Origin of the sequence: Micromonospora sp. DT44, from assembly GCF_049841635.1 — a bacterium.
In the GTDB taxonomy this organism is placed as follows: domain Bacteria; phylum Actinomycetota; class Actinomycetes; order Mycobacteriales; family Micromonosporaceae; genus Micromonospora.
In genome coordinates this window covers 25423-48063 of sequence record NZ_JBNCKS010000014.1, presented here as the reverse complement: position 1 = coordinate 48063, position 22641 = coordinate 25423, and the positions used below count along the sequence as shown (strand labels likewise).

26 protein-coding genes are annotated in these 22641 nt (G+C 72.8%); 13 read left to right on the top strand and 13 right to left on the bottom strand.

The window, feature by feature from the left end:
- Nucleotides 1-28: 28 nt before the first annotated feature.
- From pyrE to ACLQ25_RS10765, 3 genes are all read left to right on the top strand, one after another.
- A complete protein-coding gene (gene pyrE, locus ACLQ25_RS10775; protein ID WP_425730739.1) occupies nt 29-553 on the top strand; it encodes an orotate phosphoribosyltransferase in 525 nt (174 codons plus the stop codon).
- Nucleotides 554-865: 312 nt separating this feature from the next.
- A complete protein-coding gene (locus ACLQ25_RS10770; protein ID WP_425730738.1) occupies nt 866-1189 on the top strand; it encodes a hypothetical protein in 324 nt (107 codons plus the stop codon).
- A 32-nt stretch (nt 1190-1221) separates the two neighbouring features.
- Complete coding sequence (locus ACLQ25_RS10765) at nt 1222-2157, top strand: DUF2332 domain-containing protein (protein ID WP_425730737.1); 936 nt, start codon at nt 1222-1224, stop codon at nt 2155-2157.
- Here ACLQ25_RS10765 and ACLQ25_RS10760 read toward each other — a convergent pair.
- Entirely contained in the window at nt 2133-3092 is a 960-nt protein-coding gene (locus tag ACLQ25_RS10760) for a MerR family transcriptional regulator (protein WP_425730736.1), read from the bottom strand. The two genes, ACLQ25_RS10765 and ACLQ25_RS10760, sit on opposite strands and share 25 nt — an antisense overlap.
- 59 nt (nt 3093-3151) lie before the next feature.
- On the opposite strand from ACLQ25_RS10760, the gene ACLQ25_RS10755 reads away from it, so the two are divergent.
- Nucleotides 3152-3406 carry a DUF5522 domain-containing protein gene (locus tag ACLQ25_RS10755; protein ID WP_355234625.1) on the top strand — a complete coding sequence of 85 codons (255 nt, stop codon included), beginning with the start codon at nt 3152-3154 and terminating at the stop codon, nt 3404-3406.
- A gap of 89 nt (nt 3407-3495) precedes the next feature.
- Entirely contained in the window at nt 3496-4044 is a 549-nt protein-coding gene (locus ACLQ25_RS10750; RefSeq protein ID WP_425730735.1) for a hypothetical protein, read from the top strand.
- 13 nt (nt 4045-4057) lie between these two features.
- Here ACLQ25_RS10750 and ACLQ25_RS10745 read toward each other — a convergent pair whose 3' ends face one another.
- Nucleotides 4058-4747: a metal-dependent transcriptional regulator gene (locus tag ACLQ25_RS10745; protein ID WP_357393611.1), complete on the bottom strand. Its 690-nt coding sequence runs from the start codon at nt 4745-4747 to the stop codon at nt 4058-4060.
- A gap of 100 nt (nt 4748-4847) precedes the next feature.
- Here ACLQ25_RS10745 and ACLQ25_RS10740 point away from each other — a divergent pair, with 100 nt between their 5' ends.
- The 3 genes from ACLQ25_RS10740 to ACLQ25_RS10730 are packed head-to-tail and all read left to right on the top strand — an operon-like array spanning nt 4848 to nt 9509.
- Nucleotides 4848-5708: a sulfurtransferase gene (locus tag ACLQ25_RS10740; protein WP_425730734.1), complete on the top strand. Its 861-nt coding sequence runs from the start codon at nt 4848-4850 to the stop codon at nt 5706-5708.
- Between the two features lie 48 nt (nt 5709-5756).
- Nucleotides 5757-6938: an acetoin utilization protein AcuC gene (locus ACLQ25_RS10735; protein ID WP_425730733.1), complete on the top strand. Its 1182-nt coding sequence runs from the start codon at nt 5757-5759 to the stop codon at nt 6936-6938.
- Between the two features lie 15 nt (nt 6939-6953).
- A complete protein-coding gene (locus tag ACLQ25_RS10730) occupies nt 6954-9509 on the top strand; it encodes a GNAT family N-acetyltransferase (RefSeq protein ID WP_425730732.1) in 2556 nt (851 codons plus the stop codon).
- Between the two features lie 13 nt (nt 9510-9522).
- Here ACLQ25_RS10730 and ACLQ25_RS10725 read toward each other — a convergent pair whose 3' ends face one another.
- From ACLQ25_RS10725 to ACLQ25_RS10705, 5 genes are all read right to left on the bottom strand, one after another.
- Nucleotides 9523-9930, bottom strand: coding sequence for a VOC family protein (locus ACLQ25_RS10725; protein ID WP_425730731.1), 408 nt, complete (start codon nt 9928-9930; stop codon nt 9523-9525).
- 91 nt (nt 9931-10021) lie between these two features.
- On the bottom strand, nt 10022-11014 hold the full coding sequence (gene sigB, locus ACLQ25_RS10720; RefSeq protein ID WP_425730730.1) for an RNA polymerase sigma factor SigB: 993 nt from the start codon (nt 11012-11014) through the stop codon (nt 10022-10024).
- 312 nt (nt 11015-11326) lie between these two features.
- Complete coding sequence (gene dtd, locus ACLQ25_RS10715) at nt 11327-11749, bottom strand: D-aminoacyl-tRNA deacylase (protein WP_425730729.1); 423 nt, start codon at nt 11747-11749, stop codon at nt 11327-11329.
- Nucleotides 11749-11898 (bottom strand): hypothetical protein, encoded by a 150-nt coding sequence (locus ACLQ25_RS10710; RefSeq protein ID WP_425730728.1) that lies wholly within the window; start codon nt 11896-11898, stop codon nt 11749-11751. Before ACLQ25_RS10710 ends, dtd begins: the two co-directional genes overlap by 1 nt.
- On the bottom strand, nt 11895-13379 hold the full coding sequence (locus ACLQ25_RS10705; RefSeq protein ID WP_425730727.1) for a DUF7059 domain-containing protein: 1485 nt from the start codon (nt 13377-13379) through the stop codon (nt 11895-11897). The genes ACLQ25_RS10710 and ACLQ25_RS10705 overlap by 4 nt, the downstream gene beginning before the upstream one ends.
- A gap of 95 nt (nt 13380-13474) precedes the next feature.
- On the opposite strand from ACLQ25_RS10705, the gene ACLQ25_RS10700 reads away from it, so the two are divergent.
- Nucleotides 13475-14059 carry an HhH-GPD-type base excision DNA repair protein gene (locus ACLQ25_RS10700; RefSeq protein ID WP_425730794.1) on the top strand — a complete coding sequence of 195 codons (585 nt, stop codon included), beginning with the start codon at nt 13475-13477 and terminating at the stop codon, nt 14057-14059.
- Between the two features lie 3 nt (nt 14060-14062).
- Here the strand turns inward: ACLQ25_RS10700 and ACLQ25_RS10695 are convergent, their stop codons facing one another.
- Both ACLQ25_RS10695 and ACLQ25_RS10690 read right to left on the bottom strand, forming a co-directional pair.
- A complete protein-coding gene (locus ACLQ25_RS10695) occupies nt 14063-14374 on the bottom strand; it encodes a hypothetical protein (RefSeq protein WP_425730793.1) in 312 nt (103 codons plus the stop codon).
- A gap of 14 nt (nt 14375-14388) precedes the next feature.
- Entirely contained in the window at nt 14389-14676 is a 288-nt protein-coding gene (locus ACLQ25_RS10690) for a hypothetical protein (protein WP_124771959.1), read from the bottom strand.
- A 104-nt stretch (nt 14677-14780) separates the two neighbouring features.
- Here ACLQ25_RS10690 and ACLQ25_RS10685 point away from each other — a divergent pair, with 104 nt between their 5' ends.
- A complete protein-coding gene (locus ACLQ25_RS10685; RefSeq protein WP_425730792.1) occupies nt 14781-15140 on the top strand; it encodes a DUF3099 domain-containing protein in 360 nt (119 codons plus the stop codon).
- A gap of 29 nt (nt 15141-15169) precedes the next feature.
- Here the strand turns inward: ACLQ25_RS10685 and ACLQ25_RS10680 are convergent, their stop codons facing one another.
- Entirely contained in the window at nt 15170-16072 is a 903-nt protein-coding gene (locus ACLQ25_RS10680; protein WP_425730726.1) for a carbohydrate kinase family protein, read from the bottom strand.
- A complete protein-coding gene (locus ACLQ25_RS10675; protein ID WP_425730725.1) occupies nt 16069-17004 on the bottom strand; it encodes a pseudouridine-5'-phosphate glycosidase in 936 nt (311 codons plus the stop codon). Before ACLQ25_RS10675 ends, ACLQ25_RS10680 begins: the two co-directional genes overlap by 4 nt.
- Nucleotides 17005-17092: 88 nt before the next feature.
- Between ACLQ25_RS10675 and ACLQ25_RS10670 the strand changes: the two genes are divergently transcribed.
- The 3 genes from ACLQ25_RS10670 (at nt 17093) to ACLQ25_RS10660 (ending at nt 19906) form a co-directional block, all read left to right on the top strand.
- Entirely contained in the window at nt 17093-17311 is a 219-nt protein-coding gene (locus ACLQ25_RS10670) for a DUF3039 domain-containing protein (protein WP_088946800.1), read from the top strand.
- Nucleotides 17312-17351: 40 nt separating this feature from the next.
- Nucleotides 17352-17993, top strand: a complete 642-nt coding sequence (locus ACLQ25_RS10665; RefSeq protein ID WP_357122704.1) for a trimeric intracellular cation channel family protein — start codon at nt 17352-17354, stop codon at nt 17991-17993.
- A 179-nt stretch (nt 17994-18172) separates the two neighbouring features.
- Nucleotides 18173-19906 carry a DEAD/DEAH box helicase gene (locus tag ACLQ25_RS10660; RefSeq protein ID WP_425730724.1) on the top strand — a complete coding sequence of 578 codons (1734 nt, stop codon included), beginning with the start codon at nt 18173-18175 and terminating at the stop codon, nt 19904-19906.
- 426 nt (nt 19907-20332) lie between these two features.
- Here ACLQ25_RS10660 and ACLQ25_RS10655 read toward each other — a convergent pair whose 3' ends face one another.
- On the bottom strand, nt 20333-20566 hold the full coding sequence (locus ACLQ25_RS10655; RefSeq protein WP_357393593.1) for a DUF7455 domain-containing protein: 234 nt from the start codon (nt 20564-20566) through the stop codon (nt 20333-20335).
- Between the two features lie 245 nt (nt 20567-20811).
- Nucleotides 20812-22422 carry an RNA polymerase sigma factor gene (locus ACLQ25_RS10650; RefSeq protein ID WP_425730723.1) on the bottom strand — a complete coding sequence of 537 codons (1611 nt, stop codon included), beginning with the start codon at nt 22420-22422 and terminating at the stop codon, nt 20812-20814.
- Nucleotides 22423-22641: the final 219 nt, after the last annotated feature.

The window sequence follows — 22641 nt, the reverse complement described above, 5'->3', positions numbered from 1 at the left end:
GGGCAGCGCCGTTTGCGAGGCTGGCAGCATGACTTCTCCCCTTACGCGCCGCGTCTACGAAACGTGCCACCTGACCGGGTCGTTCCGCCTGCGCTCCGGTCAGACGAGCGACGAGTACTTCGACAAGTACCTGTTCGAGGCAGAGCCTGGCCTGTTGCGTGAGGTGGCCGAGGCGATGGTCGCCCTGCTGCCCGAGTGTGACGTGCTGGCGGGAATGGACATGGGCGGCATCCCGATCGCCACCGTGATGTCGCAGCTGACCGGGCTGCCGACCGCGTTCGTACGAAAGCAGGCGAAGGAGTACGGCACCGGCAAGGCTGCCGAGGGCACCCCTGTGGACGGTCGGCGGGTCGTGGTGATCGAGGACGTCGTCACCACCGGCGGCGCGTTGCTGGCGTCATGCCGGCAGTTGCGGACCAGCGGCGCGAAGGTCGACTCGGTCGTCTGCGCCATCGACCGGGAGCAGGGCGGACGGGAGAATCTGGCGGCCGAAGGGCTCGGGTTGCGCGCCGCCCTCACCCGTCGTGACCTGGAATCCTCCCTGCCGGGCTGAGTGTCTTGCCGGCGCTTCCGAACAAGACGCCCGCGTGATCACTTGATGCTGACCAGTCGCACGGGCTGAGGGGCAACTGGCCAGCATCAAGTGATCACGGCAAAGGCCAAGGTGAGGGCAGGTGCTGTCAACGCACGGATGTACCTGGGGCCGGGGGCGTGAGCGTTTCCCTCGGTCGAGGGACGAGACGGCACGCCGTTCCCGCCCTGGCGGGATCCTGACGGCACGCTGGGCCTCACGCCCGCGCATCGCGCCGGTGTTGGGGATCTCAACGACCGTCTCCTCAACGGCAGCGCGGCGTTGTGGGCGCTGGTGGGCGGGTGGAGCGTCTGGGCGCTGGACCACCACCGCCCGGCACGGCTGCCGCGCTGGATTCCGATGTCGCTCGCGTTCGCCGCGTCGGGGTCGCTGTTCGCCTGGGGCTGCTGGAAGCTCCCGATGGCCATCATCCGGCCGCCGGGTTACGTGGCCGTCGAGTATCCCGGCGTGGCCGTCGTTCAGCACACACTGAGCATCGTCGTGGGTGCCGTCATGCTGGCCACCGTCCTGTCCGCCGCGCTGGTCCGGAGGCAGGGGTACGCCCGTCACGATGATGGCCGCCGACCAGGCTGGGCGGGCGGAGCGCTGCGTGGCTGAACTGCCGACCAATGGACTGCGACGATCAGGGCATGACAACCGCCGAGGCGTACGTCGAGTTCGCGCAGCGCGAGGCACACGGGGTCTCACCGACGTACGAGCGGCTGTCGTACGCCGTCGCCGACGACCACGCCCTGCTCGCCCTGCTCGACGCGCTCCCGCCGGCCAAGCGACAGCCGAATCTGCTGTTCGGCGTGGTCCGCTGGTTGGGCGGCCCGGTCGACGACCCGGCCGCGTTCCACGACTACGTGCTGGCCCACTGGCCGGTCATCGACACCGAGCTGAAGCGCAGGGCCACCCAGACGAACGAGGCGGGCCGGTGCGCGGTGCTGCTGCCGGTGCTCGCCGCGCTGCCGCAGCCCCTCGCCCTGCTGGAGGTCGGTGCGTCCGCCGGGCTCTGCCTCTACCCCGACCGGTACGCCTACCGGTACGGCGAGCACCAGGTCGGCGACGGCGTGCCCATCCTGGAGTGCGCGGCCAGCGGGTTGACGCCGCCTGGGCGCGTACCCCAGGTGGTGTGGCGGGCTGGCCTCGACCTGAACCCGCTCGACGTGACCGACCCCGACGACGTGTCGTGGTTGGACGCCCTGATCTGGCCGGAGCACGCGCACCGGCGGTCCCGGTTGCGCGCGGCGGCGGCCGTGGCCGCCGCCGACCCGCCGCTGCTGGTGCGGGGTGACCTGGTGGACGACCTGCCGGCGCTGGCGGCCCGCGCGCCGGCCGACGCGACGCTCGTCATCTTCCACACCTCGGTGCTCTATCAGGTGCCCGCCGCGCGCCGGGACGCGTTCGTGCGGCTGGTCGGTGAGCTGCCGGGGCACTGGATCGCGAACGAGGCTCCGGAGGTGCTGCCCTACGAGGGGTTACCCGACTTGCCGGACGCAGCGCTGCACAATGTCCTCGCGCTGGACGGCAAGCCGCTGGCCTGGACCCGGGGCCATGGTCAGGCGATGACCTGGTTCGGCTGAGAGCGAGCCTGCAGGCGCATCCGGGCGCGCAGGGCCCGGACGAACCAGTCCACGGCCGGCGCGACCGCACCCCCACCCGACCAGCCGTTGATCACCGACAGCAGGTCGAGGTAGCGGTCCCGGCGAGGGTCATTGGCCAGGACCAGCCGATCCACCAACCGCTGGCGCAGGTCGGCGTCCTCGGCGAGGCCGTGCAGGTGGGCGTACCGGCGGATGACCGCCGCGACCACCGGCTCGGCCTCGTCTCCGGTCGGATCGATGCCGGCGGCCAGCGCGCCCGCCACCTCGTCGCGGACGACGGCGACGGCGTCCGGGCGGGGGAGACCGGGCACGTCGTTGTCGGCGGCGTGCTGACGGGCGAGCCGCCGCATACTCGCCCGGAAGGTGGGATCCCGGCACAGCTCGGCCAGCTCCACCCACGCCTGAACCTGCTCGGCGCTGGGGTCGTCGGGCAGCTCCGGCGTCATCGAGACGATCACCCCGGGGTACGTCGGCGGGTCGCCGGTGAAGACGGTGTCCAGGAAGTCGTCCACCAGTTGCGCCCGTTCGTGGGCGGTGAGCTGGGCCAACCGGTGCAGGTCGTCGACCTCCGCCGCGCCGGCCCCGCGCCGCGCCGCGACGGTCAGCACCGCCTGGCGCAGTCGCAACACGCGGATCTGCGCCGCCAAGGCCTGCGCGTGGGTGGCCGCCACCTCGCGCAGGGGCGCCTCGCGGTCCACCACCCGACGGATGGCGGCCAGATCCACGCCCAGCTCGCGTAACGTCCGGACCAGTTCCAACCGGGTGACCGCCGCGGCGTCGAACAGTCGATAGCCGGCGGAGCTCCGGCCGGTCGGCGGGACGATCCCGCTGTCGGCGTAGTAGCGGATGGTCTTGACGCTCAGGCCGGTGCGCCGTGCCAGGTCGCCGATCGTGTACCGCTCGTCACCGCTCATGCCCCCACCCTCACGTCTCCCCCCGGTGGAGACTCAAGCAGGCTTCCTAGACTGCGCGGGTGAGCGGAGAGCGACGACCCCTGGCCGGACGGCCGCTCACCGAGCCGCACCCGTCCCGCCTGCCGCCCGAGCATCCCGACCGGGCCCGGATCATCGCCGCGCACGACGCCGCGCTGGCCGCCGGAGAGGCTGGCTACCTCGACCCGGCGACGGGTCTGTTCGTGCTCAGCGCCGCCTTCCTGGCCCGTCGCGGCACGTGCTGCGGACGCGGTTGCCGGCACTGCCCGTACGTGGACGATCCACCCTCGGAATGAGGACTTCCGCCGGACCCGGACACCCCGTACGGTTTCCGACGGACATCCGGCGGGCCCCCTTCCGCCGTCGGTCGGCGAGAGGGTGGAACGTGCGCGGGCGGATCGTGGTCGCCGGGCTGGCGGGCCTGCTGGTGAGCGGCTGTGCCGCCGAGGCCGGGCCGGTGGCGGTGCCACCACCGGCGCCGGTGGCCCTGGACGTGGCGGCGGCGTCGTCGGGCGGGGCCTGCCGGCTGCTGGACTTCGTGGTGATCGAGCAGACCGTCAAGGTGCGTTTCGACGTGGCGGCGGCCAGCGACCGGAACGACACCCACACCTGCGTGGTCCGGGCCGAACGCGCGGCGCTGCCGGAGCTGATGCTCAGCGTGTCCGAGACCAGCATCGACAAGACCACCTTCGGCGCTGACGTGGTGCCCGACAAGGCGACGAAGATCACCGGCCTGGGTCAGCAGGCGTACCGGCGGACCGCCGCCGCGAGCGACGGGCACGGGCCGGTCGCCGAGGTCGGGTGGCTTGCCAGCGACGGGCGTCTCGCCAGCCTGACCTGGACCGGCGCCCGGGGGACCGAGCGCGCGGCGGCGGACAAGATGGCCGGCAACCTCGTCGGGCTGGCCAAGAAGGTGGACACCCGGGCGCTGTGACGCCCGCGCCCGGTCAGCTGGCGGCGACGAACACCCGGGAGGCGACCTCGCGGGGCAGCCGTACCCGGTCACCGGAGCGGTCGATCGACACCCCGTCGCGCTCCTGGGCCACGGTCACCGTGGCGCCCGGGTCGACGCCCGCGGCGTGCAGCTGGCGCAGCACGTCGGAGTCGGTCTGCACGCTCTCGCAGATCCGGCGGACCACGACCGGCCCGGAGAGCCCGGGGAAGGCCAGGTTGCGCTCGCCCTCGCCGGCCTCGCTGGCCGGGGCCCCGGGGGAACCCAGCTCCTCCAGGCCCGGGATCGGGTTGCCGTACGGCGAGCGGGTCGGCCGGTTGAGCAGGTCGTACACCCGCTTCTCGACGGCGTCGCTCATCACGTGCTCCCAGCGGCAGGCCTCTTCGTGGGCCTCCTCGTAGGGCATCCCGATGACGTTGACGAGCAGCAGCTCGGCGAGGCGGTGCTTGCGCATCACGGCCACGGCGCTGCCCCGGCCGAGCGCGGTGAGCGTCAGGTGCCGGTCGCCCTCGACGGTGAGCAGGCCGTCGCGCTCCATCCGGGCCACGGTCTGGCTGACGGTGGGGCCGCTCTGCTTGAGGCGCTCGGCGATCCGGGCGCGAAGCGGCGGCACTCCCTCCTCCTCCAGCTCGAGGATGGTGCGCAGGTACATCTCGGTCGTGTCGACCAGATCGTGAGACTTCATAAGGTAAGCGGCCCTCCGATGCACGATGCTACCCTGCCGCGCGCCGAGCGACCGCTGCCGAATCGCGCCGTGGTGACCCGGATGGTGTTGGATGGTCGGCATGTCCGGTACCGAGGAGCTGCTCGTCGAGGTCGACCGGCTCGCCGCCGAGTTCGCCGACGCCGACCCGCCCACCCTGCTCGACGTCCGCTGGCGGCTCACCGGCCCGCCCGGCCACGACGACTACCTGGCCGGCCACCTGCCCGGCGCGGTCTTCGTCGACCTGGACACCGCGCTGTGCGGGCCGCCCGGCGTCGGCGGGCGGCACCCGCTGCCCGACCCGGGCGCGCTGCGGGGGGCGCTGCGGGCCGCTGGCGTCCGTTCCGGTCACCCCGTGGTGGTGTACGACGGCGGCGACGGCCTGGCCGCCGCACGCGCCTGGTGGACGTTGCGGTGGGCCGGGCACCGGCCGGTGCGCCTGCTGCACGGGGGCTTCCCGGCATGGGTCGCCGCCGGCCGACCGGTCTCCACCGAAGCGCCCACCCCACGCCCCGGCGACGTCGAGGTGCACCCCGGTGCACTCCCGGTGCTCGACGCCGGGCAGGCCGGCGCCCTGGCCTCCGCCGACGACGCCGTGCTGCTCGACGTACGCGCGGCACCGCGCTTCCGGGGCGAGGTCGAACCGATCGATCCGGTCGCCGGTCACGTGCCCGGCGCGGCGAACCTGCCCGCCGGCGAGTACGTGGGCGCCGACGGGCGCTTTCCGGCCGCCGAGGTGCTGCGGGACCGGTTCGCCGCCGTCGGCCTGGAGGGGGCGCGGGAGGTCGGGGCGTACTGCGGTTCCGGTGTCACCGCCGCGCAGGCGGTCCTCGCGCTGCACCTGGCCGGCCGGCCGGACGCCGCGCTGTACGTCGGGTCGTGGAGCAACTGGGTCGCCGACGCGTCCCGGCCGGTCGCCACCGGGCCGACACCAGAGCGCTGACCAGCGCGCGCGACGGGCCGACGACGGTCCCCGTGCGACGATGGGCTCATGTCCGACGACACGGTGGTGGTGTGGGACCCCGCGCTGCTGGCCTACAACCTGGGTGACCATCCGCTCGACCCGGTCCGGGTGGAGCTGACCGTCGCGCTCGCCCAGGAGCTGGGCGTCCTGGCCCGACCCGGTGTGCGCATGGTCAAGCCGGAGCCCGCCGACGACGCCCTGCTGACCCGCGTGCACGACCCGGCCTACCTGGCCGCCGTACGGGCCGCGCCGCGCGACCCGCTGTTCGCCGGGTACGGGCTGGGCACCTCCGACAACCCCATCTTCGAGGGGATGCACGAGTCCAGCGCGTTGATCGCCGGCGCGACGGTTGCCGCCGCGGAGGCGGTCTGGCGGGGGGACGCCCGCCGGGCCGTCAACGTGGCCGGTGGCCTGCACCACGCGATGCCCGCCCGGGCGTCTGGTTTCTGTGTCTACAACGACCCGGCGGTGGCCATCGCCCGGTTGCTCGACCTGGGCGCGGAGCGGATCGCGTACGTCGACGTGGACGTGCACCACGGCGACGGCGTGCAGGACATCTTCTGGGACGACCTGCGGGTGCTCACGGTCAGCCTGCACGAGACGCCACTCGCGCTCTTTCCCGGTACCGGCTTTCCCGACGAGACCGGCGGGCCGGGCGCGCAGGGCAGCGCGGTGAACATGCCGCTGCCTCCGGGCGTCGACGACAGCGGCTGGCAGCGGGCGTTCCACGCGATCGTGCCGTCGGTGCTGCGCGCGTTCCGCCCGCAGGTGCTCGTCACCCAGTGCGGCGCGGACGGGCACCGGCTGGACCCGCTGGCCGACCTGAACCTGACGGTGGACGGGCAGCGCGCCACCTACCTCGCGCTGCGGTCGCTCGCCGACGAGCTGTGCGAGGGCCGCTGGGTCGCGACCGGCGGCGGTGGGTACGCGCTGGTCGAGGCGGTGCCCCGGGCGTGGACCCACCTGCTGGCCGTGGCGACCGGCGACCCGATCGACCCGGCGACGCTCACCCCGCTCGCCTGGCGGGAGTTGGCGGCGGCCCGTCGACCGGGCCGGGAGATCCCGCTGCGGATGACCGACGACGCCGACCCGTCGTACGAGCCGTGGCAGCCGACGGGCGAGCCGAACGCGGTGGACCGGGCCATCGCGGCGACCCGCAAGACCGTCTTCCCGCTGCTCGGGCTCGATCCGTACGACCCGCGGGACTGAGCCGGGCCGTTTCCGGTGACGAGTGTGGACCAAAACGTGGACGTGCTGCTCAGCGATGGCAGCACCGTCCAGTTGCGACAGATCGACCCGACCGACGCGCCGGGCGTGGTGGCGATGCACAGCCGGTTCTCCGAGCGCACCCGCTACCTGCGGTACTTCTCGCCGTACCCGCGCATCCCGGAACGCGACCTGATCCGTTTCGTCACGGTCGACCACCACGACCGGGAGGCGTTCGTGGTGCTGGCCGCCGACCAGATCGTCGCGGTCGGCCGGTACGAGCGCCTGGGCCCGCAGGCGCCCGAGGCGGAGGTGGCCTTCGTGGTGGAGGACGCCTTCCAGGGGCGGGGTATCGGCTCGGTGCTGATGGAGCACCTGGCCGACGCCGCCCGGCGCAACGGCATCATGAGCTTCGTCGCCGAGGTGCTGCCGGCCAACGGGACGATGCTGCGGGTCTTCTCCGACTTCGGCTACCAGGTCCAGCGCGCGTACGCCGACGGCGTGGTGCACCTGAGCTTCCCGATCGCCCCGACCGAGGCCACCCTGGAGGTGCAGCGCGGCCGGGAGCACCGCACCGAGGCGCGTTCGATCGCCCGTCTGCTCGCGCCGCGGGGCATCGTCGTCTCCGGCGCGAGCGCCACCGGGCAGGGCGTCGGCGCGGCGGTGCTCGGGCACCTGCGCGACGGCGGTTTCACCGGCGCGGTCGTGCCGGTGCATCCGAGCGCGTCGACAGTGGCCGGGCTGCCCGCGTACCCGAGCGCTGTCGACGCCCAGATGGCGGTGGACCTGGCGGTGGTGGCGGTCCCGCCGGACGCGGCGACCGCGGTGGTCGCCGACGCGGCCGCCGCCGGCGTACACGGCCTCGTCGTGATCTCGGCCGGCTTCGCCGAGGCCGGCGGCGAGGGCGCGGCCGCGCAGCGGTCGCTGGTCCGCGCGGCCCACGCCGCGGGCATGCGCGTGGTCGGCCCGAACTGCCTGGGCGTGGCCAACACCGATCCGACGGTACGCCTCAACGCCACGCTCGCGCCCGCGCTGCCGCCGGCCGGTCGGGTCGGCATCTTCAGCCAGTCCGGCGCGTTCGGGGTGGCGCTGCTCGCCGAGGCGGACCGGCGTGGCCTCGGCCTGTCCAGCTTCGTCTCCGCCGGTAACCGGGCCGACGTGTCCGGGAACGACCTGTTGCAGTACTGGCAGGACGACCCCGGCACCGACGTGATCATGCTGTACCTGGAGACGTTCGGTAACCCGCGCAAGTTCGCCCGGCTGGCCCGGCGGATCGGTCGCGCCAAACCGGTGGTGGCGCTCGCCTCTCCGGCCCGCCCACCCGGGGTCGGTGACGCCGCCGGCCCGGACGAGGTGGCGGTGTCCGCGCTCTTCGCCCAGTCCGGGGTGATCCGGGTGGACACCGTGGCGGAACTGCTCGACGTGGGGGTGCTGCTGGCCAACCAGCCCCTGCCCACCGGCGACCGGGTCGGCGTGGTCGGCAACTCGTCGGCGCTGACCGGGTTGGCGGCGACGGCGTGCGTGGCGCAGGGCCTGACCGTGGCCGACGGTTACCCCCGTGACGTCGGGCCGAGCGCCGGGGCCGCCGAGTTCGCCACCGCCCTCGCCGAGACGGCCGGCGACGACCGGGTGGACGCCCTCGTGGTGGTCTTCGCCCCACCGCTGCCCGGTCAACGCACCGACGTGGACGCCGACGTCACCGCCGCCCTTCCGGCGGCCCTCGCTCTGGGCAAACCGACCGTGGCGACGTTCCTGGTCGGCCGGCTGCCCGCCGGGGTGCCCGCGTACGGCGGCGTGGAGGAGGCCGTCCGCGCCCTCGCCCGGGTGCACCGGTACGCGCGGTGGCTGGGCCGCCCGCCCGGCGTGGCACCCCAGCTGCCCCGCATCGACCGGGACGCCGCGCAGGTCGCGCTGCGCGCCGACCCCGTCGACGCGGTGGCGCTGCTGGCCGCGTACGGCATCGGGACCGTGCCGTCGACGCTCGTGGACACGGTCGACGCGGCGGCCGAAGCGGCGGCGCGGGCGGGTTTCCCGGTGGCGCTCAAGGCCGCCGATCCGGGGCTGCGGCACCGGCTCGACCTGGGCGCGGTCCGTCTCGACCTGCGCGACGAGGCGGGCGTCCGCCGCGCGTACACCGAGATGGCCGCCGGCTTCGGCGCGGACGTGCTGGTGCAGCCGATGGTCCCGCCCGGGGTGGCCTGCGTGGTGGAACTGGTGGAAGATCCGGCGTTCGGTCCGGTGGTTGGCTTCGGCCTCGGGGGTGTCGCCACCGACCTGCTCGGGGACCGGGCCTGGCGGGCGGTGCCGCTCACCGACACCGACGCCGCCGAACTGGTGGACGAGCCCCGCGCGGCCCCGCTGTTGCGGGGACACCGGGGCGCCGCGCCGGTGGACCGCGCGGCCCTGGCCGACCTGCTGCTGCGGGTCGGCCAGCTCGCCGACGAGCAGCCGAGGGTACGTTCGGTCACCCTGAACCCGGTGCTCGCCCGCCCGGACGGCATCTCGGTCCTGCACGCCCAGGTACGCGTCGGCGGCGCGGCCGCCCGCCCGGACACCGGCCCCCGCCGCCTCTGAAGGGGCGCGCCGCTCAGGCGCGGCTGGAGATCTGCTGTACGCCCCAGGTGTTGCCGTCCGGGTCGGCGAAGAAGACGAAGCCGACATTGTCCAGCGGGTCGGGCACCGGTCGGGGGTTGACGCCCAGCGTCTGGATCTCGCTGACCTGCACTCCCCGCTCGACCAGCTCGGCGTGAGCCCGCTTCAGGTCGGGCACGACCAGCTGCAGGCCCCTGAGCGAGCCGGGCGGCATCTCCGGGACGACGCCCTTGCCGATCACGATCGAACAGCCCGAGCCGGGCGGGGTCAGCTGCACTATCCGCGCGTCATCACTGATCACGGTGTCGTGGTCGACGGCGAAGCCGAGCTGGTCGGCGTAGAAGCTCTTGGCCCGGTCCACATCCGACACAGGCACGATCACGACTTCCAGCGTCCAGTTCACGGGTGGCCTCTCGTCGGGGTCTCCAGTCAACCATCGCGGCAAGGGGGAAGGCCCCGGCGAACCGCCAGGGCCTTCCACAACTTCGGGCGGGTCAGCAGGCGTACGCCTCCAGGCGCTGCGCCCGCTCCGGCGCGCGCAGCTTGAGCAGCGTCACCTTCTCGATCTGACGGATGCGCTCGCGGGACAGGCCGAACTCCCGGCCGACCTCGTCCAGGGTGCGCTGCCGGCCGTCGTCCAGCCCGAACCGGAGCCGGATGACCGCCTGCTCCCGCTGCGACAGCGTGGACAGCACGATGCTCACCTCGTTGCGCAGCTCGCCGTGCGCGGCACCCTCGCCCGGGTCGGTACGCGGGTCCACCGCGGCCACGAAGTCACCGAGCGCGCTCTCACCGTCGTCGCCGACAGCCTGGTCCAGGCTGACCGGCTCCCGGTCGTACGAGATGAGTTCGATGACCTGGAACTCGGGAATCTCCAGCGCCCGCGCGACCTCCGCGACGCTGGGCTCGCGGCCCAGCGTCACCGCCAGCTCGCGGCGGGCCCGGACCATCCGGTTGACCTGCTCGACCATGTGCACCGGGATACGGATGGTGCGGGCCTGGTCGGCCATGGCGCGGGTGATGGCCTGCCGGATCCACCAGGTGGCGTACGTGGAGAACTTGTAGCCCTTGGCGTAGTCGAACTTCTCCACCGCCCGGATCAGACCGAGGTTGCCCTCCTGGATGAGGTCCAGGAAGGCCATCCCGCGTCCGGTGTAGCGCTTGGCGATGCTGACCACCAGCCGCAGGTTCGCCTCCAGCAGGTGGTCCCTGGCCGCGCGGCCCTCGACGACGATCAGCTCCAGGTCGGACCGCAGATCCTCCGAGACCGGAGTGCAGGTGGCGAGCTTCTCCTCGGCGAACAGTCCAGCCTCGACCCGCCGGGCCAGCTCGACCTCCTGCGCGGCCGTCAGTAGCTTGGTCCGGCCGATGCCGTTGAGGTACGCCCGGACCAGGTCGGTGGAGATGCCGCGCTCGTCGGTGGCGTCCAGGTCGGTGAGGGCGTCGGTCTCGGTGCTGGTGGCCGGGCGCGTCCGGTGTTCGGTCATCTCTGTCTCCCCGTATCCCACGTCTGTGCCGTGTCTCCGGCCCAGTGGTGCCGGTGTGAGACACAGCTTGGCGGGCGGGACGTGAAACGGGAGTGAGCTGATCGCGGACCCGACAGCAATCGCGCCAGATCCTCCCCGAAATCTGTAACCCCAACGACTGCGCCCCCCGACCCGCCCCCGACCCGCCCCGGCTTCCGGGCGTCGCTTCCGGGCGTTGATCATGAATTTATTGCCACGACACGCCGGCCCAGCGGGCAATAACTTCATGATCAACGGGGTGGGGCGGATGGGTGGGAGGAGAGGGGGGAGGGATTAGAGGTCTAGGAGGATTGTTTTGGGGCCTGTGTTGGTGCTTTCCACGAGCATGTGGGTGCGGAAGCGGCCGGTCTCGACCTTCGCGCCGCGCTGGCGCAGGGCCTCTATCACCGCCGTCACCAGGGGTTCGGCCATCTCGGCGGGGGCCGCTGCCGTCCAACTCGGACGGCGGCCCTTGCGGGCGTCGCCGTAGAGGGTGAACTGGCTGACCACCAGGATCGGCGCCCCGACGTCGGCGGCGGACCGCTCGTCGTCCAGGATGCGCAGCTCGTGCACCTTGCGGGCCATCGTCTCGGCGGTCTCGGCGGTGTCGGTGTGCGTCACGCCGAGCAGCACCAGCAGGCCGTCCTCGATCGCACCGACGACCTCATCGTCCACCGTCACGCTGGCCCGCCCCACCGTCTGCACCACGGCCCGCATCAGCGCACCACCGCCACCGTCGGCACCACTGCCGCCGCAGGTACCAGCACCAGCGCCGCCGCCGTGGGCACCACTGCCGCCGCAAGAATCGGCAGCAGCGTCGCCGCAGGAATCGGCAGCAGCGTCGACGCGCCGGTTGGCGACATCACTCGGTCACCGGCTCGATGAAGCCGCGCTCGACCAGGTGCGCGACGATCGGGCCGGCGGCCTCGGCCATCTCGGCGGGTTCGACGTCGTGGGCGGCCGCGAGCAGGGCGAGCTGGTCGCGGAGCGGTAGGCGGCCGTCCGCCCCGCCGACCAGCGCCAGCACCAACGGGTCGATCTCCTCGGTCCAGCGCAGGCCGTGCGGCATCGCGAGCACCTGCCGGTCGACCGCCCAGCCCTCGTCACCCATGGTGGCCTCCTGGCGGAGCTGGAGACCGTCGGCGGCCCGGTAGCGTTCGGCGAGCAACGCCTCCGTGTCGCGTACCCGCAGGAAGTCCTGGCGGTCGAACCACGCGCCAATCTGGTCGCCCAGCGGCGGCTGGACCCGCTGTCGCAGGTCCTCCACGCGGACCACCGGATCGGCGTGGCCGCCGCGGCGCAGCGACACGATCCCGAAGCCGATCGCCTCGATCTTGTGCTGGTCGAACCAGTCCAGCCAGACGGCTGCCCGTTGCGGGTCGGTGCCCTCACCGACGTCGGTGAGCCACAGGTCGACGTACGCCATCGGATCGGCGACCTCGCGTTGGATCACCCAGGCGTCCAGGCCGGTACCCGCGAACCAGCCCGCCACCCGCTCGTCCCACTCCTCACCGGCGACGTGCACCCAGTTCGCGAGGTACTGCATGGTGCCGCCCTCGGTGAGCAGGCCGGGGGCGGCGGCGGCCAGCTCGGCGGCGATGGCGTCACCCACCCGACCCGAGTCGCGGTAGACGTGTGTGGTGGTGCCCGGGCCCACCACGAACGGCGGGTTGCTCACCACCATATCGAATCGTCGGCCGGCCACCGGCGCGACCATGTCGCCGCGCAGCAGCTCCCAGTCCTGGCCGTTGAGGGCGGCGTTCGTCGCCGCGAAGCGCAGGGCCCGATCGGAGAGGTCCGTGGCGGTCACCGTGTCGGCGTGGGTCGCGAGGTGCAGGGCCTGGACGCCGGAGCCGGTGCCCAGGTCCAGGGCGGCGCCGACCGGCCGGCGTACGGTCGCCCCGATCAGGGTGTGGGTGGCGCCGCCGATACCGAGCACGTGTTCGGCGTGCAGGGGTCGACCGGGCCGAGCCGAGGCCGGCACGTCGGCGAGCACCCACCAGTCGTCGCCGTACGGTTCCAGGTCGACGCCGGCGCGCAGGCCCTCGTCGTACCGCTCGACGATCCCGCCGGCCAGCGCCTCGGCGAGCCCGAGCGGGGCCAACGCGGCGGCGACGGCGGCCTCCGGTTCGGTCTGGTCGCAGATGAACAGCCGGATCAGCGTGGCGAGCGAATCCCGGTCCTCGGTTCCGCGCAGCGCGGCCCGGTAGTCGTTGCGCGCGACCGAGGCGGTGGCCTGCGGGCCGAGCCGTTCGGCGATGCCGTTGCTGGTGAACCCGGCCCGGGTCAGCGCGGTCCGCAGGGCGTCGACGCCGGCGGGGGAGAGCAGCATGTCGTGTTCGTCCACGTCGCCATCCTGCCCCGCGTCGCGTCCCGAGTCGGCGGCACCCGCCGACGGACGTCGGAGCGTCGGTGTCCGACCGGGTCGGCGGGCGGGGCAGGATGGTGGCCATGACGCTCGTGCTCCCCATCGACCCCGAGGCCAACCGTCTGCTGGAGCGCAGCTCGCTGGCCCTGCTGGTCGGCATGGTCCTTGATCAACAAGTCTCGATGGAGAAGGCGTTCTCCTCGCCGTACGTGCTGGCTCAGCGGCTCGGTCACGACCTGGACGCGGCGGAGCTGGCCGGCTACGACACCGAGGCGCTGATCGCGCTCTTCGCCACCCCGCCCGCCCTGCACCGGTTCCCGAAGGCGATGGCGACGCGGGTGCAAGAGGTCTGCCGGGTGCTCGTGGAGCGCTACGACGGCGACGCGGCGCTGCTGTGGTCGGGCGTCGCCGACGGGCCGGAGCTGCTGCGACGCGTCGCCGACCTGCCCGGCTTCGGCAGGCAGAAGGCGCAGATCTTCGTGGCGCTGCTGGGCAAGCGGTTCGGCGTGACCCCGCAGGACTGGCGGACGGCGGCCGGCGGGTACGGCGACCCCGGCGCGTACCGGTCGGTGGCGGACGTCACCGACGCCGACTCGCTGCGCCGGGTGCGGGAGTACAAGCAGCAGATGAAGGCGGCGGCGAAGGCCGATCAGGGCTGACGTTCAGGCGGCGGTGGGGTGCGCCAGGGAGGCCAGCGCGCGCCGGACGTCGGCCAGCGAGACGGTGGCCGAGTCGTCCAGGTCGGCGAGGCCGGCCTCGATCCACTGCCGCATCAGCGTGGTGACCCCGATGCCCCGGGCGTCGGCGGCGGCGCGGACCCGCTCGTAGGTCTCCAGCGGCAGCCGGACCGACCGGCTCACCATCGGCACGTCGGTGTCGGGTGTGGGCAGGTCCACCGCGGGGCTCTCGTCGATCAGCTCGGCGAGCTGGTCGTCGCCGCTGTGGAACTGCTTCGTCGCGTCGTTGCGGTGCATCGTCACGGCCCCCCTCATCGGCGATCTCTCCGCACGGCCTCGTCGTAGCGCTTGGACTCGACGTCGCTCAGCTCGCGGGCGGAGAGGATGTCCCAGTCGTTGTCGGTGCCATCGGCCTCGGCGAGCAGCACCGCCAGGCGACGGCCCCGGCGGGCGGCGGCGTAGACCACCATCACGTCGTCGCCCAGGTGGCGGATGACCCGTCGCGCGCTGTGCAGCGCCTCCCAGACTTCCCCGGGCGTGACGTCGTAGACCCTGAGGTTGGCCAACGCCTCGTCGGTGAAGCTGAACCTGCTGCCCACGTCGCGCAGCGTACCACGCGCGTAACACGTACCGGGATGGCTCGATATTCGCTGATCACGGCTTCGTGGTGACAGGATGGGGCGTAATCCCCTCGAGGAGGTTCCTGGTGAAGCGTCAGGCGTACGAGCCGATTCTGATCACCGATGCCTCGCGCAGCCAGCACGATCAGCTCACGAGCCGTCAGCGCCGCTATGTCCTCATGATGGGCATCCGGGTGGCCTGCATCGTCGCCGGAGCGATCCTGGTCGGCGCGAAAGCCCCCCTGCTCTGGCTCTGGTTGCCGTTGTGCGCCGTCGGCATGGTGCTCATCCCGTGGTTGGCCGTGCTGCTGGCCAACGACCGGCCGCCCAAGGAGGAGCACCGGCTGTCCAACCGGTTCCACCCCCGGCGGCGGGTCGAGACCCCACCCATGAGCCTCACCGCCGAGGAGCGCCCTCACAAGATCATCGACGTCGAGCCCTGACCCGCCCTGCGGGCCAGGGCTCCGACGCCTCAGGCCGGTGGTCGGGCGCCGACACTGGAGACGGCCAGCGCCCCCAGTTCGGTCGCGCGGTCCAGGGCCGCGGTCGCGGTGGCGCCGCCGAGCCAGGCGGTCAGCAGACCGGCCGCGAAGGCGTCGCCGGCCCCGGTGACGTCCACCACCGCCACCCGCCGGGCCGACGCCACGCTGACCAGGGCCGGGCGGCCCTCGACCCACACCGCCCCCGCCGCGCCACGTTTGACCACCACCCGCCGGGCCGTCGCCGACAACGCCCGCCCCTGCGCCGCCGGGTCCAGACCGCCGGCCAGCACCGTGGCCTCGTCCGCGTTGACCAGGAGCAGGTCGACATCGCGTACCCAACCCAGGAAGGTCCGCGCGCCGACGCGCCGCAGCGGCCCCGCGGAGGCCGCGTCGACGCTGGTGGTGAGCCCGCGCTCGCGGGCGGCGGCCAACGCCCGCAACCCCGCCGCGCGCGACGCGGCGTCCAACAGGGTGTACGCGGACAGGTGCAGATGCCCCGCGTCGGGCGCCGCCGCGATGGCCTTGTCGACGTGCTCGGCGCTCAACCGCAGGTTCGCGCCCCGCGACGTGACCATGGTCCGCTCGCCGTCCGCCGTCAGCACGACCACCGTGCCGGTGGGTACGCCCGGCACCCGATCGAGGACGCAGTCCACGCCCGCACGGGCCAACTCGGCCGCCCGGTCGCGCCCCGCGTCGTCATCGCCGACCGCGCCGACGAGCGTGACGGCGAACCCCTGGGCCGCCACCCAGGCGGCGGTATTGGCCGCCTGCCCACCGCCGCCGAGGCTGATCTCGGCGGCGGTGTCCGTGCCGGCCGCGAGCGGCCCGGTGAGCACCGCGACCACGTCGGTGATCACGTCTCCGACGACGACCACCCGGGTCCCAGGGGTCATGCCGGGACGGCGGAGGCGCGGGCGACCGTGGCGACCGCGATGCGCGCGGCCAGATCGGCGTTGCGCAGGATGATGCGGATGTTGACCGTGAGGCTCGCGCCCTCGGTGGCCGAGTGGAAATGCGCCAGCAGGTACGGCGTGACGGCCTTGCCGGTCACCCCGTCCCGCTCGAGCAGGGCCAGGCCGTCGGCGAGGGTCCGGTCGTGCAGTTCGGGGTCGAGTTGCTCGTCGACCGGCAGCGGGTTGGCGACGAGCAGCGCGCCGGTGTGCACGGCGTGCTCGTCCCTGGCGGCCAGTACGGCGGCGACCTGCTCCGGCGAGTCCACCGACCAGTCCAGGTCGAAGCCGGCGTCGGTGAGGTAGAAGCCGGGGAACCGTCGGGTGCGGTAGCCGAGTACGGCGACCCCGAGGGTTTCCAGGCGCTCCAATGTCGCGCCCACGTCGAGGATCGACTTGACGCCGGCGCAGACCACCGTGATCGGCGTCTGGGCCAGGGTGACGAGGTCAGCCGACTCGTCGAAGGTGTGCTCCGCCTCCCGGTGCACCCCGCCCAACCCGCCGGTCGCGAACACCCCGATCCCGGCCGCCGCGGCCACCGCGCTGGTCGCGGCCACGGTGGTGGCGCCGTCCGCGCCGGTGGCCGCCGCCACGGCCAGGTCGCGCACCGAGAGCTTCGTCACACCATCGACGGTGGCCAGTCGCGTCAGCTGGGCGTCGTCCAGACCGACCACCAACTCGCCACGGATCATGCCGATTGTCGCCGGCACCGCCCCGGCGTCCCGGACCGCCTGCTCGATCTCCCGCGCCACCCGCAGGTTCTGCGGGCGGGGCAGGCCGTGCGAGACGATGGTGCTCTCCAGGGCGACGACGGGTCGGCCGTCGCGCAGGGCTGCGGCGACCTCGGTGCCGTAGCTGATGCGAAAGTCAGTCACACGGGCACCGTACGGGGTCGGACGCCGGCCGGCCTCAAGTGGACCCGGCCGTGATGACCTGCCAAACTTGTCGGTTGGAGGTGCAGACGTGAGCACAGAGGTTCTCGAGCGTCCGGAGCTGAAGGACGCCGACACGGGTCCGGAAATGTTCCACTACGTCCGCAAGGAGAAGATCGCCGAGAGTGCCGTCATGGGCACCTACGTCGTCGCGCTCTGCGGAGAGACCTTCCCGGTCACGAAGGCGGCCAAGCCGGGCTCCCCGGTCTGCCCCAAGTGCAAGGAGATCTACGACTCGTACCGCGAGTGAACCCCGGCCGGTCCTTCGGCCGGCGACGTAGCCTGCGGCGGTGACCACCTCCACCGCCCTGCTCCTCGCCGACCTGACCGGTGTCGCGGTGTTCGCCGCCTCCGGGGCCTCGGCCGCGGTGGCCAAACGGCTCGACCTCTTCGGCGTCGCGTTCGTCGGCTTCGTGGCCGCGCTCGGCGGCGGCATTTTCCGCGACCTCGTCATCGACGAGGTGCCACCGCTGGCCTTCGCCGACTGGCGGTACGCCGCGACCGCCGCGATCACCGCGGTCGCCGTGTTCTGGCTGCACCCGCAACTCGCCCGGCTGCGCACCACCGTGCTGGTGCTCGACGCGGCGGGCCTCGCGTTGTTCACCGTGACCGGCACGCTCAAGGCGCTCGACGCCCGGGTGCCGGCCGTCGGCGCCTGCCTGATCGGCATGCTGACCGCCATCGGCGGCGGGCTCGGCCGGGACCTGCTCACCGCGGAGATCCCGGTGGTGCTGCGCCGGGAGATCTACGCGGTGGCCGCGCTGGTCGGATCGGTCGCGGTGGCTCTGCTCCACCTGACCGGCCAGACCGGCCCGGTGCCGCTCACCGCCGCCGCCGTCGGCGTGTTCGGGTTGCGCCTGGTCGCGCTGCGTCGACGCTGGTCCGCGCCGGTAGCGACCCTGCGTCCACCGCACACCGGCGACCCCTGGTGAGGTCCGCTCCGCCGCCGTTGCGAATGTGACCAGCGTGGCGTCGCCTGGGCCTGCCGGCGCGCGCTGGTTATGCTGAGTCGGCCTTCGCGGCAGCTTCTGCGCGGAGGCGTTTTCATGGGCGGCGGTACTCGTGGCCCTCGCCCGGTGTCCGCCCTGGTGCGGTCGGAGAGGAGCTTCGCGTGGCAGCCCGGACGCCGGTGCTCGAGACGTTCCCGGCACTGCGTGCCTGGCAGCGCAAGGCCCTGGTGGAGTACCTGCGCCGACGTACCGACGACTTCACCGCGGTCGCCACCCCGGGCGCTGGCAAGACCACCTTCGCCCTGCGCATCGCTGCCGAACTGCTCGCCGACGGCACCGTCGAGGCGGTCACCGTGGTGGCACCGACCGAGCATCTGAAGACCCAGTGGGCCGATGCCGCGGCCCGGGTGGGCATCCAGCTCGACGCCGCGTTCCGTAACGCCGACGTGCACTCCGCCGCCGACTTCCACGGCGCGGTGATCACCTACGCCCAGGTCGGCATGGCCCCGCAGGTGCACCGGCGACGCACGATGACCCGTCGCACACTGGTCATCCTCGACGAGATCCACCACGCCGGTGACTCCCGCAGCTGGGGTGACGGTGTCAAGGCCGCCTTCGAGCCGGCCGTACGCCGACTCATGCTCACCGGCACGCCGTTCCGCTCCGACGACAACCCGATCCCGTTCGTCGAGTACGAGCGGGGCGGTGACGGGCTGCTGCGCTCCCGGGCCGACTCGGTGTACGGCTACGCCGACGCGCTGCGCGACGGGGTCGTCCGGCCGGTGCTCTTCCTCGCGTACTCGGGGGAGACCCGCTGGCGTACCAACGCCGGGGACGAGCTGGCGGCCCGCCTCGGCGAGCCGATGACCCAGGATCTGGTGGCGCAGGCGTGGCGTACCGCCCTGGACCCGGCGGGGGACTGGATGCCGCAGGTGCTGCGGGCCGCCGACGCCCGGCTCACCGTGCTGCGCAACGCCGGGATGCCCGACGCCGGTGGCCTGATCATCGCCACCGACCAGCAGACTGCGCGCTCGTACGCCAAGCTGATCGAGCAGGTGACCGGTGAGAAGGCCGCCGTGGTCCTCTCCGACGACCAGGGCGCGTCCGCGCGGATCGCGACGTTCGCGGCGTCTGACCAGCGGTGGCTGGTCGCGGTGCGGATGGTGTCCGAGGGCGTCGACATCCCCCGGCTCGCCGTCGGCGTCTACGCCACCAGCGCCAGCACCCCGCTGTACTTCGCCCAGGCGATCGGCCGGTTCGTGCGGGCCCGCCGCCCCGGTGAGACCGCCTCGGTGTTCCTGCCCAGCGTGCCGCACCTGCTCGGGCTGGCCAGCGAGATGGAGAACGAGCGGGACCACGTCCTGGGCAAGCCCAAGGATTCCGACGGCCTCGACGACGACCTGCTGGAACGCGCGCAGCGCGACGACCAGGCCAGCGGGGAGCTGGAGAAGCGGTTCGCCGCGCTCTCGGCCACCGCCGAACTGGACCAGGTGATCTTCGACGGCGCGTCGTTCGGGACCGCCGCGCAGGCCGGTACGCCCGAGGAGGAGGAGTACCTGGGCCTGCCCGGTCTGCTCACCGCTGACCAGGTCTCCCTGCTGCTCACCAAGCGGCAGGCGGACCAACTCGCCGCCCAGCGTCGCCGTACCGCCGAGCGGGCCGCTCAGCCGGCCGCTGCGCCCGTGGCGGCGCCTCCGGTACCCCTGAGTGCCGCCCAGCGTCGTGTGGCGCTCCGGCGCCAACTCAACGCTCTGGTGGCCGCCCGGCACCACCGCACCGGCCAGCCGCATGGCAAGATCCACGCCGAGCTGCGCCGGCTCTGCGGTGGGCCGCCGAGCGCCCAGGCCACCATCGAGCAGCTCGAGGAACGCATCGCCACCGTGCAGACCCTCTGACCCCACGCACCCCACGACCCCAGCACGGACGCGCGGGTCGCATCCGCGCCTCCGCCACGCCGGGCATCCTCCGGACCCCCCGCACCCCAGGCGGCCCGGGCGGCCCCACGTGTCGGGTACCACGCCAAGATCGTGCTCGATCATTGATGTAGTGGTGTCACGGGTCTGTGAGGCCACTACATCCTGGTTCGAGCACGATCTTGGTGCGGGTGCGGGTGCGGGTGCGGGTGCGGGTGCGGGTGCGGGGCGCAATGCCCAAGATCTTCACAACTTCGGGGATGTTGCTGCCTCCCGTGCGTCGGAACCAGCAACATCCCTGGAGTTGCGTGGATCTTGGCGGGCGCTCGGCTGGCCCGGCCGGACGGAAATAGCCGACCGGAGGCACCCCGTGTGGGGTACCTCCGGTCGGCTATGTCGGTTGCGGACTTAGTTCGCCATCAAATCGGCGCCACGCCAGCTGAACTCAGGGTCCGTCGCGAACCGAACGGTGATCTTCACGAGATCCTCCGCGTACTTGTTCGCGTGGTGCCCACAGAACACCAACTCGCTCCCACCCGAGAGAGAGATACGGAGCTTGCCGGCAGCATTGCAGCGGTCGCACCGTTCATCGGCGGCTGGGGGAGCCACCGTCTCGGGCGGCGGCGTGAGGGTCGGGGTCATCGCCTTCCTCCTCTGGTCGTCACCGATGAACAATCTCTTCGGTCGTTGCTCACCTATCGTGCAACACCCGTGCTGGGCCTTGCCTTCCCTGTGTGCCCGCGGGGGACCGAGGTCACACATGGCAGGGACAGTGTGCCGTGAACCCAGGGTGCCACGTCAACGATCACATTCGTGCATCCGGACGATCACCACCTGGCGTTGCACGCCAGGTGGTCAAAACGACACGTTCGGTTGACGAAACAGGCTCAGTCCAGGTAATCCCGGAGAACCTGCGACCGGGACGGGTGTCGCAGCTTGGACATCGTCTTGGACTCGATCTGGCGGATCCGCTCCCGGGTCACCCCGTAGACCTGACCGATCTCGTCCAGCGTCCGCGGCTGACCGTCGGTCAGGCCGAAGCGCAGCCGTACGACGCCCGCCTCACGCTCGGAGAGCGTCTGCAGCACCTGCTGGAGCTGGTCCTGCAGGAGCGAGAACGAGACGGCGTCGACGGCGACCACGGCCTCGGAGTCCTCGATGAAGTCACCGAGCTGGCTGTCGCCTTCGTCGCCGATGGTCTGGTCCAGCGAGATGGGCTCCCGAGCGTACTGCTGGATCTCCAGCACCTTCTCGGGTGTGATGTCCATCTCCTTGGCCAGTTCCTCCGGAGTGGGCTCGCGGCCCAGGTCCTGGAGCAGCTCACGCTGTATGCGGCCAAGCTTGTTGATGACCTCGACCATGTGCACCGGGATACGGATGGTGCGAGCCTGGTCGGCCATGGCGCGGGTGATGGCCTGCCGGATCCACCAGGTGGCGTACGTGGAGAACTTGTAGCCCTTGGTGTAGTCGAACTTCTCGACCGCCCGGATGAGACCGAGGTTGCCCTCCTGGATGAGGTCGAGGAAGGCCATGCCGCGTCCCGTGTACCGCTTGGCCAGGGACACGACCAGACGGAGGTTCGCCTCGAGCAGGTGGTTCTTGGCGCGCTCGCCGTCGCGGGAGATCCAGCCCAGGTCGCGGACCATCTCCCGGGCGAGCTTCTCCTCGCCCTCGTCGGCCGCGCGCAGCTGCTCGGCGGCGTAGAGCCCGGCCTCGATCCGCTTGGCCAGCTCCACCTCCTGCTCGGCGTTGAGCAGCGGGACCTTGCCGATCTGCTTCAGGTACGCCCGGACGGAGTCGGCGGAGGCGGTCAGCTCGGCGTCGCGCCGCGCCTGCTTGAGCGCCTCGGACTCCTCGTCGTCCCACTCGAAGTCGTTGTCGGTGGCCGACGCGGCGGCGTCGGTCTCGGCGGCCTGGGCCAGCTCGGCCGGCTCCTCGACCACCACGTCCTCGATGGTGGCGGCGAGCTCCTCCGGGTCGATCTCACCCTCGGCGCCCTCGCCCTTGCCGGCTGCCTTGACCGGCTTGGCGCCGGCCGCCGCAGCCACCGTGGCCTTGGTCGCGCGGGTGGACTTGGTCGCCTTGGCCGGGGTGGCTGCCGCGGCGGCGACCCCGGCGGTGCTGCCGGCGGCCTTGCGAGCGGCCACCTTGCGCGGGGCGGGCGTCGCCGGCGCCTCGTCGGAGGCGGGCGCCTGCTTCGGGGCGGGCGCGGCGGCCTTCTTGGTCGTCTTGGCGGTGGTGGCTCGGGACGCGGGGGTCGTCGAGCGAGCTGCGGCGACCCGGCGGCGGGTGCTGGCCGAGCCGTCCACCACCACGGTCACTCCGGCCTCGGAGAGCGCCCGCAGGATCTTCTTGGCCTGGGCCGGAGTCACCTCGGCGGTCTCGACGGTGCGCGCGAGCTGCGCCGACGTGAGCTGACCGCCAGCGCTCTGCGCATGGGCGATCAGGGTGTCGGTGAGCGAGCGAACGTCGGCGCCGGGCTGGCGGGGTTCTGTCACGAATGACCTTCCGGAGGCGAAGAGCGGGCACGGCCGGGTCGTCCGACACGGCGGGTCAACCGGGCCGGGCGATGTGGTTGAGGGACCCCCGTGTCCCGGGCCGGCCGTGGTCTCGGCGGTCCGTGGCGCGTGGGCAGGGGTGAATTGTAACGCCGTCTGCGGCGATCATCCTGCGCCGCACGGCGTAACGGCGGCGGGACCGCCGATTCGGCGCAGATG

Bases quoted from the DNA above. Each gene is read 5' to 3' on its own strand.
- ACLQ25_RS10700 (WP_425730794.1), top strand. From the start codon at position 13,475: ATGGTGGCCATGACGCTCGTGCTCCCCATCGACCCCGAGGCCAACCGT.
- ACLQ25_RS10765 (WP_425730737.1), top strand. From the start codon at position 1,222: ATGACAACCGCCGAGGCGTACGTCGAGTTCGCGCAGCGCGAGGCACAC.
- ACLQ25_RS10735 (WP_425730733.1), top strand. From the start codon at position 5,757: ATGTCCGACGACACGGTGGTGGTGTGGGACCCCGCGCTGCTGGCCTAC.
- ACLQ25_RS10745 (WP_357393611.1), bottom strand. From the start codon at position 4,747: ATGAAGTCTCACGATCTGGTCGACACGACCGAGATGTACCTGCGCACC.
- dtd (WP_425730729.1), bottom strand. From the start codon at position 11,749: ATGCGGGCCGTGGTGCAGACGGTGGGGCGGGCCAGCGTGACGGTGGAC.
- ACLQ25_RS10760 (WP_425730736.1), bottom strand. From the start codon at position 3,092: ATGAGCGGTGACGAGCGGTACACGATCGGCGACCTGGCACGGCGCACC.
- ACLQ25_RS10680 (WP_425730726.1), bottom strand. From the start codon at position 16,072: ATGACCCCTGGGACCCGGGTGGTCGTCGTCGGAGACGTGATCACCGAC.
- pyrE (WP_425730739.1), top strand. From the start codon at position 29: ATGACTTCTCCCCTTACGCGCCGCGTCTACGAAACGTGCCACCTGACC.
- ACLQ25_RS10740 (WP_425730734.1), top strand. From the start codon at position 4,848: ATGTCCGGTACCGAGGAGCTGCTCGTCGAGGTCGACCGGCTCGCCGCC.
- ACLQ25_RS10695 (WP_425730793.1), bottom strand. From the start codon at position 14,374: ATGCACCGCAACGACGCGACGAAGCAGTTCCACAGCGGCGACGACCAG.
- sigB (WP_425730730.1), bottom strand. From the start codon at position 11,014: ATGACCGAACACCGGACGCGCCCGGCCACCAGCACCGAGACCGACGCC.
- ACLQ25_RS10655 (WP_357393593.1), bottom strand. From the start codon at position 20,566: ATGACCCCGACCCTCACGCCGCCGCCCGAGACGGTGGCTCCCCCAGCC.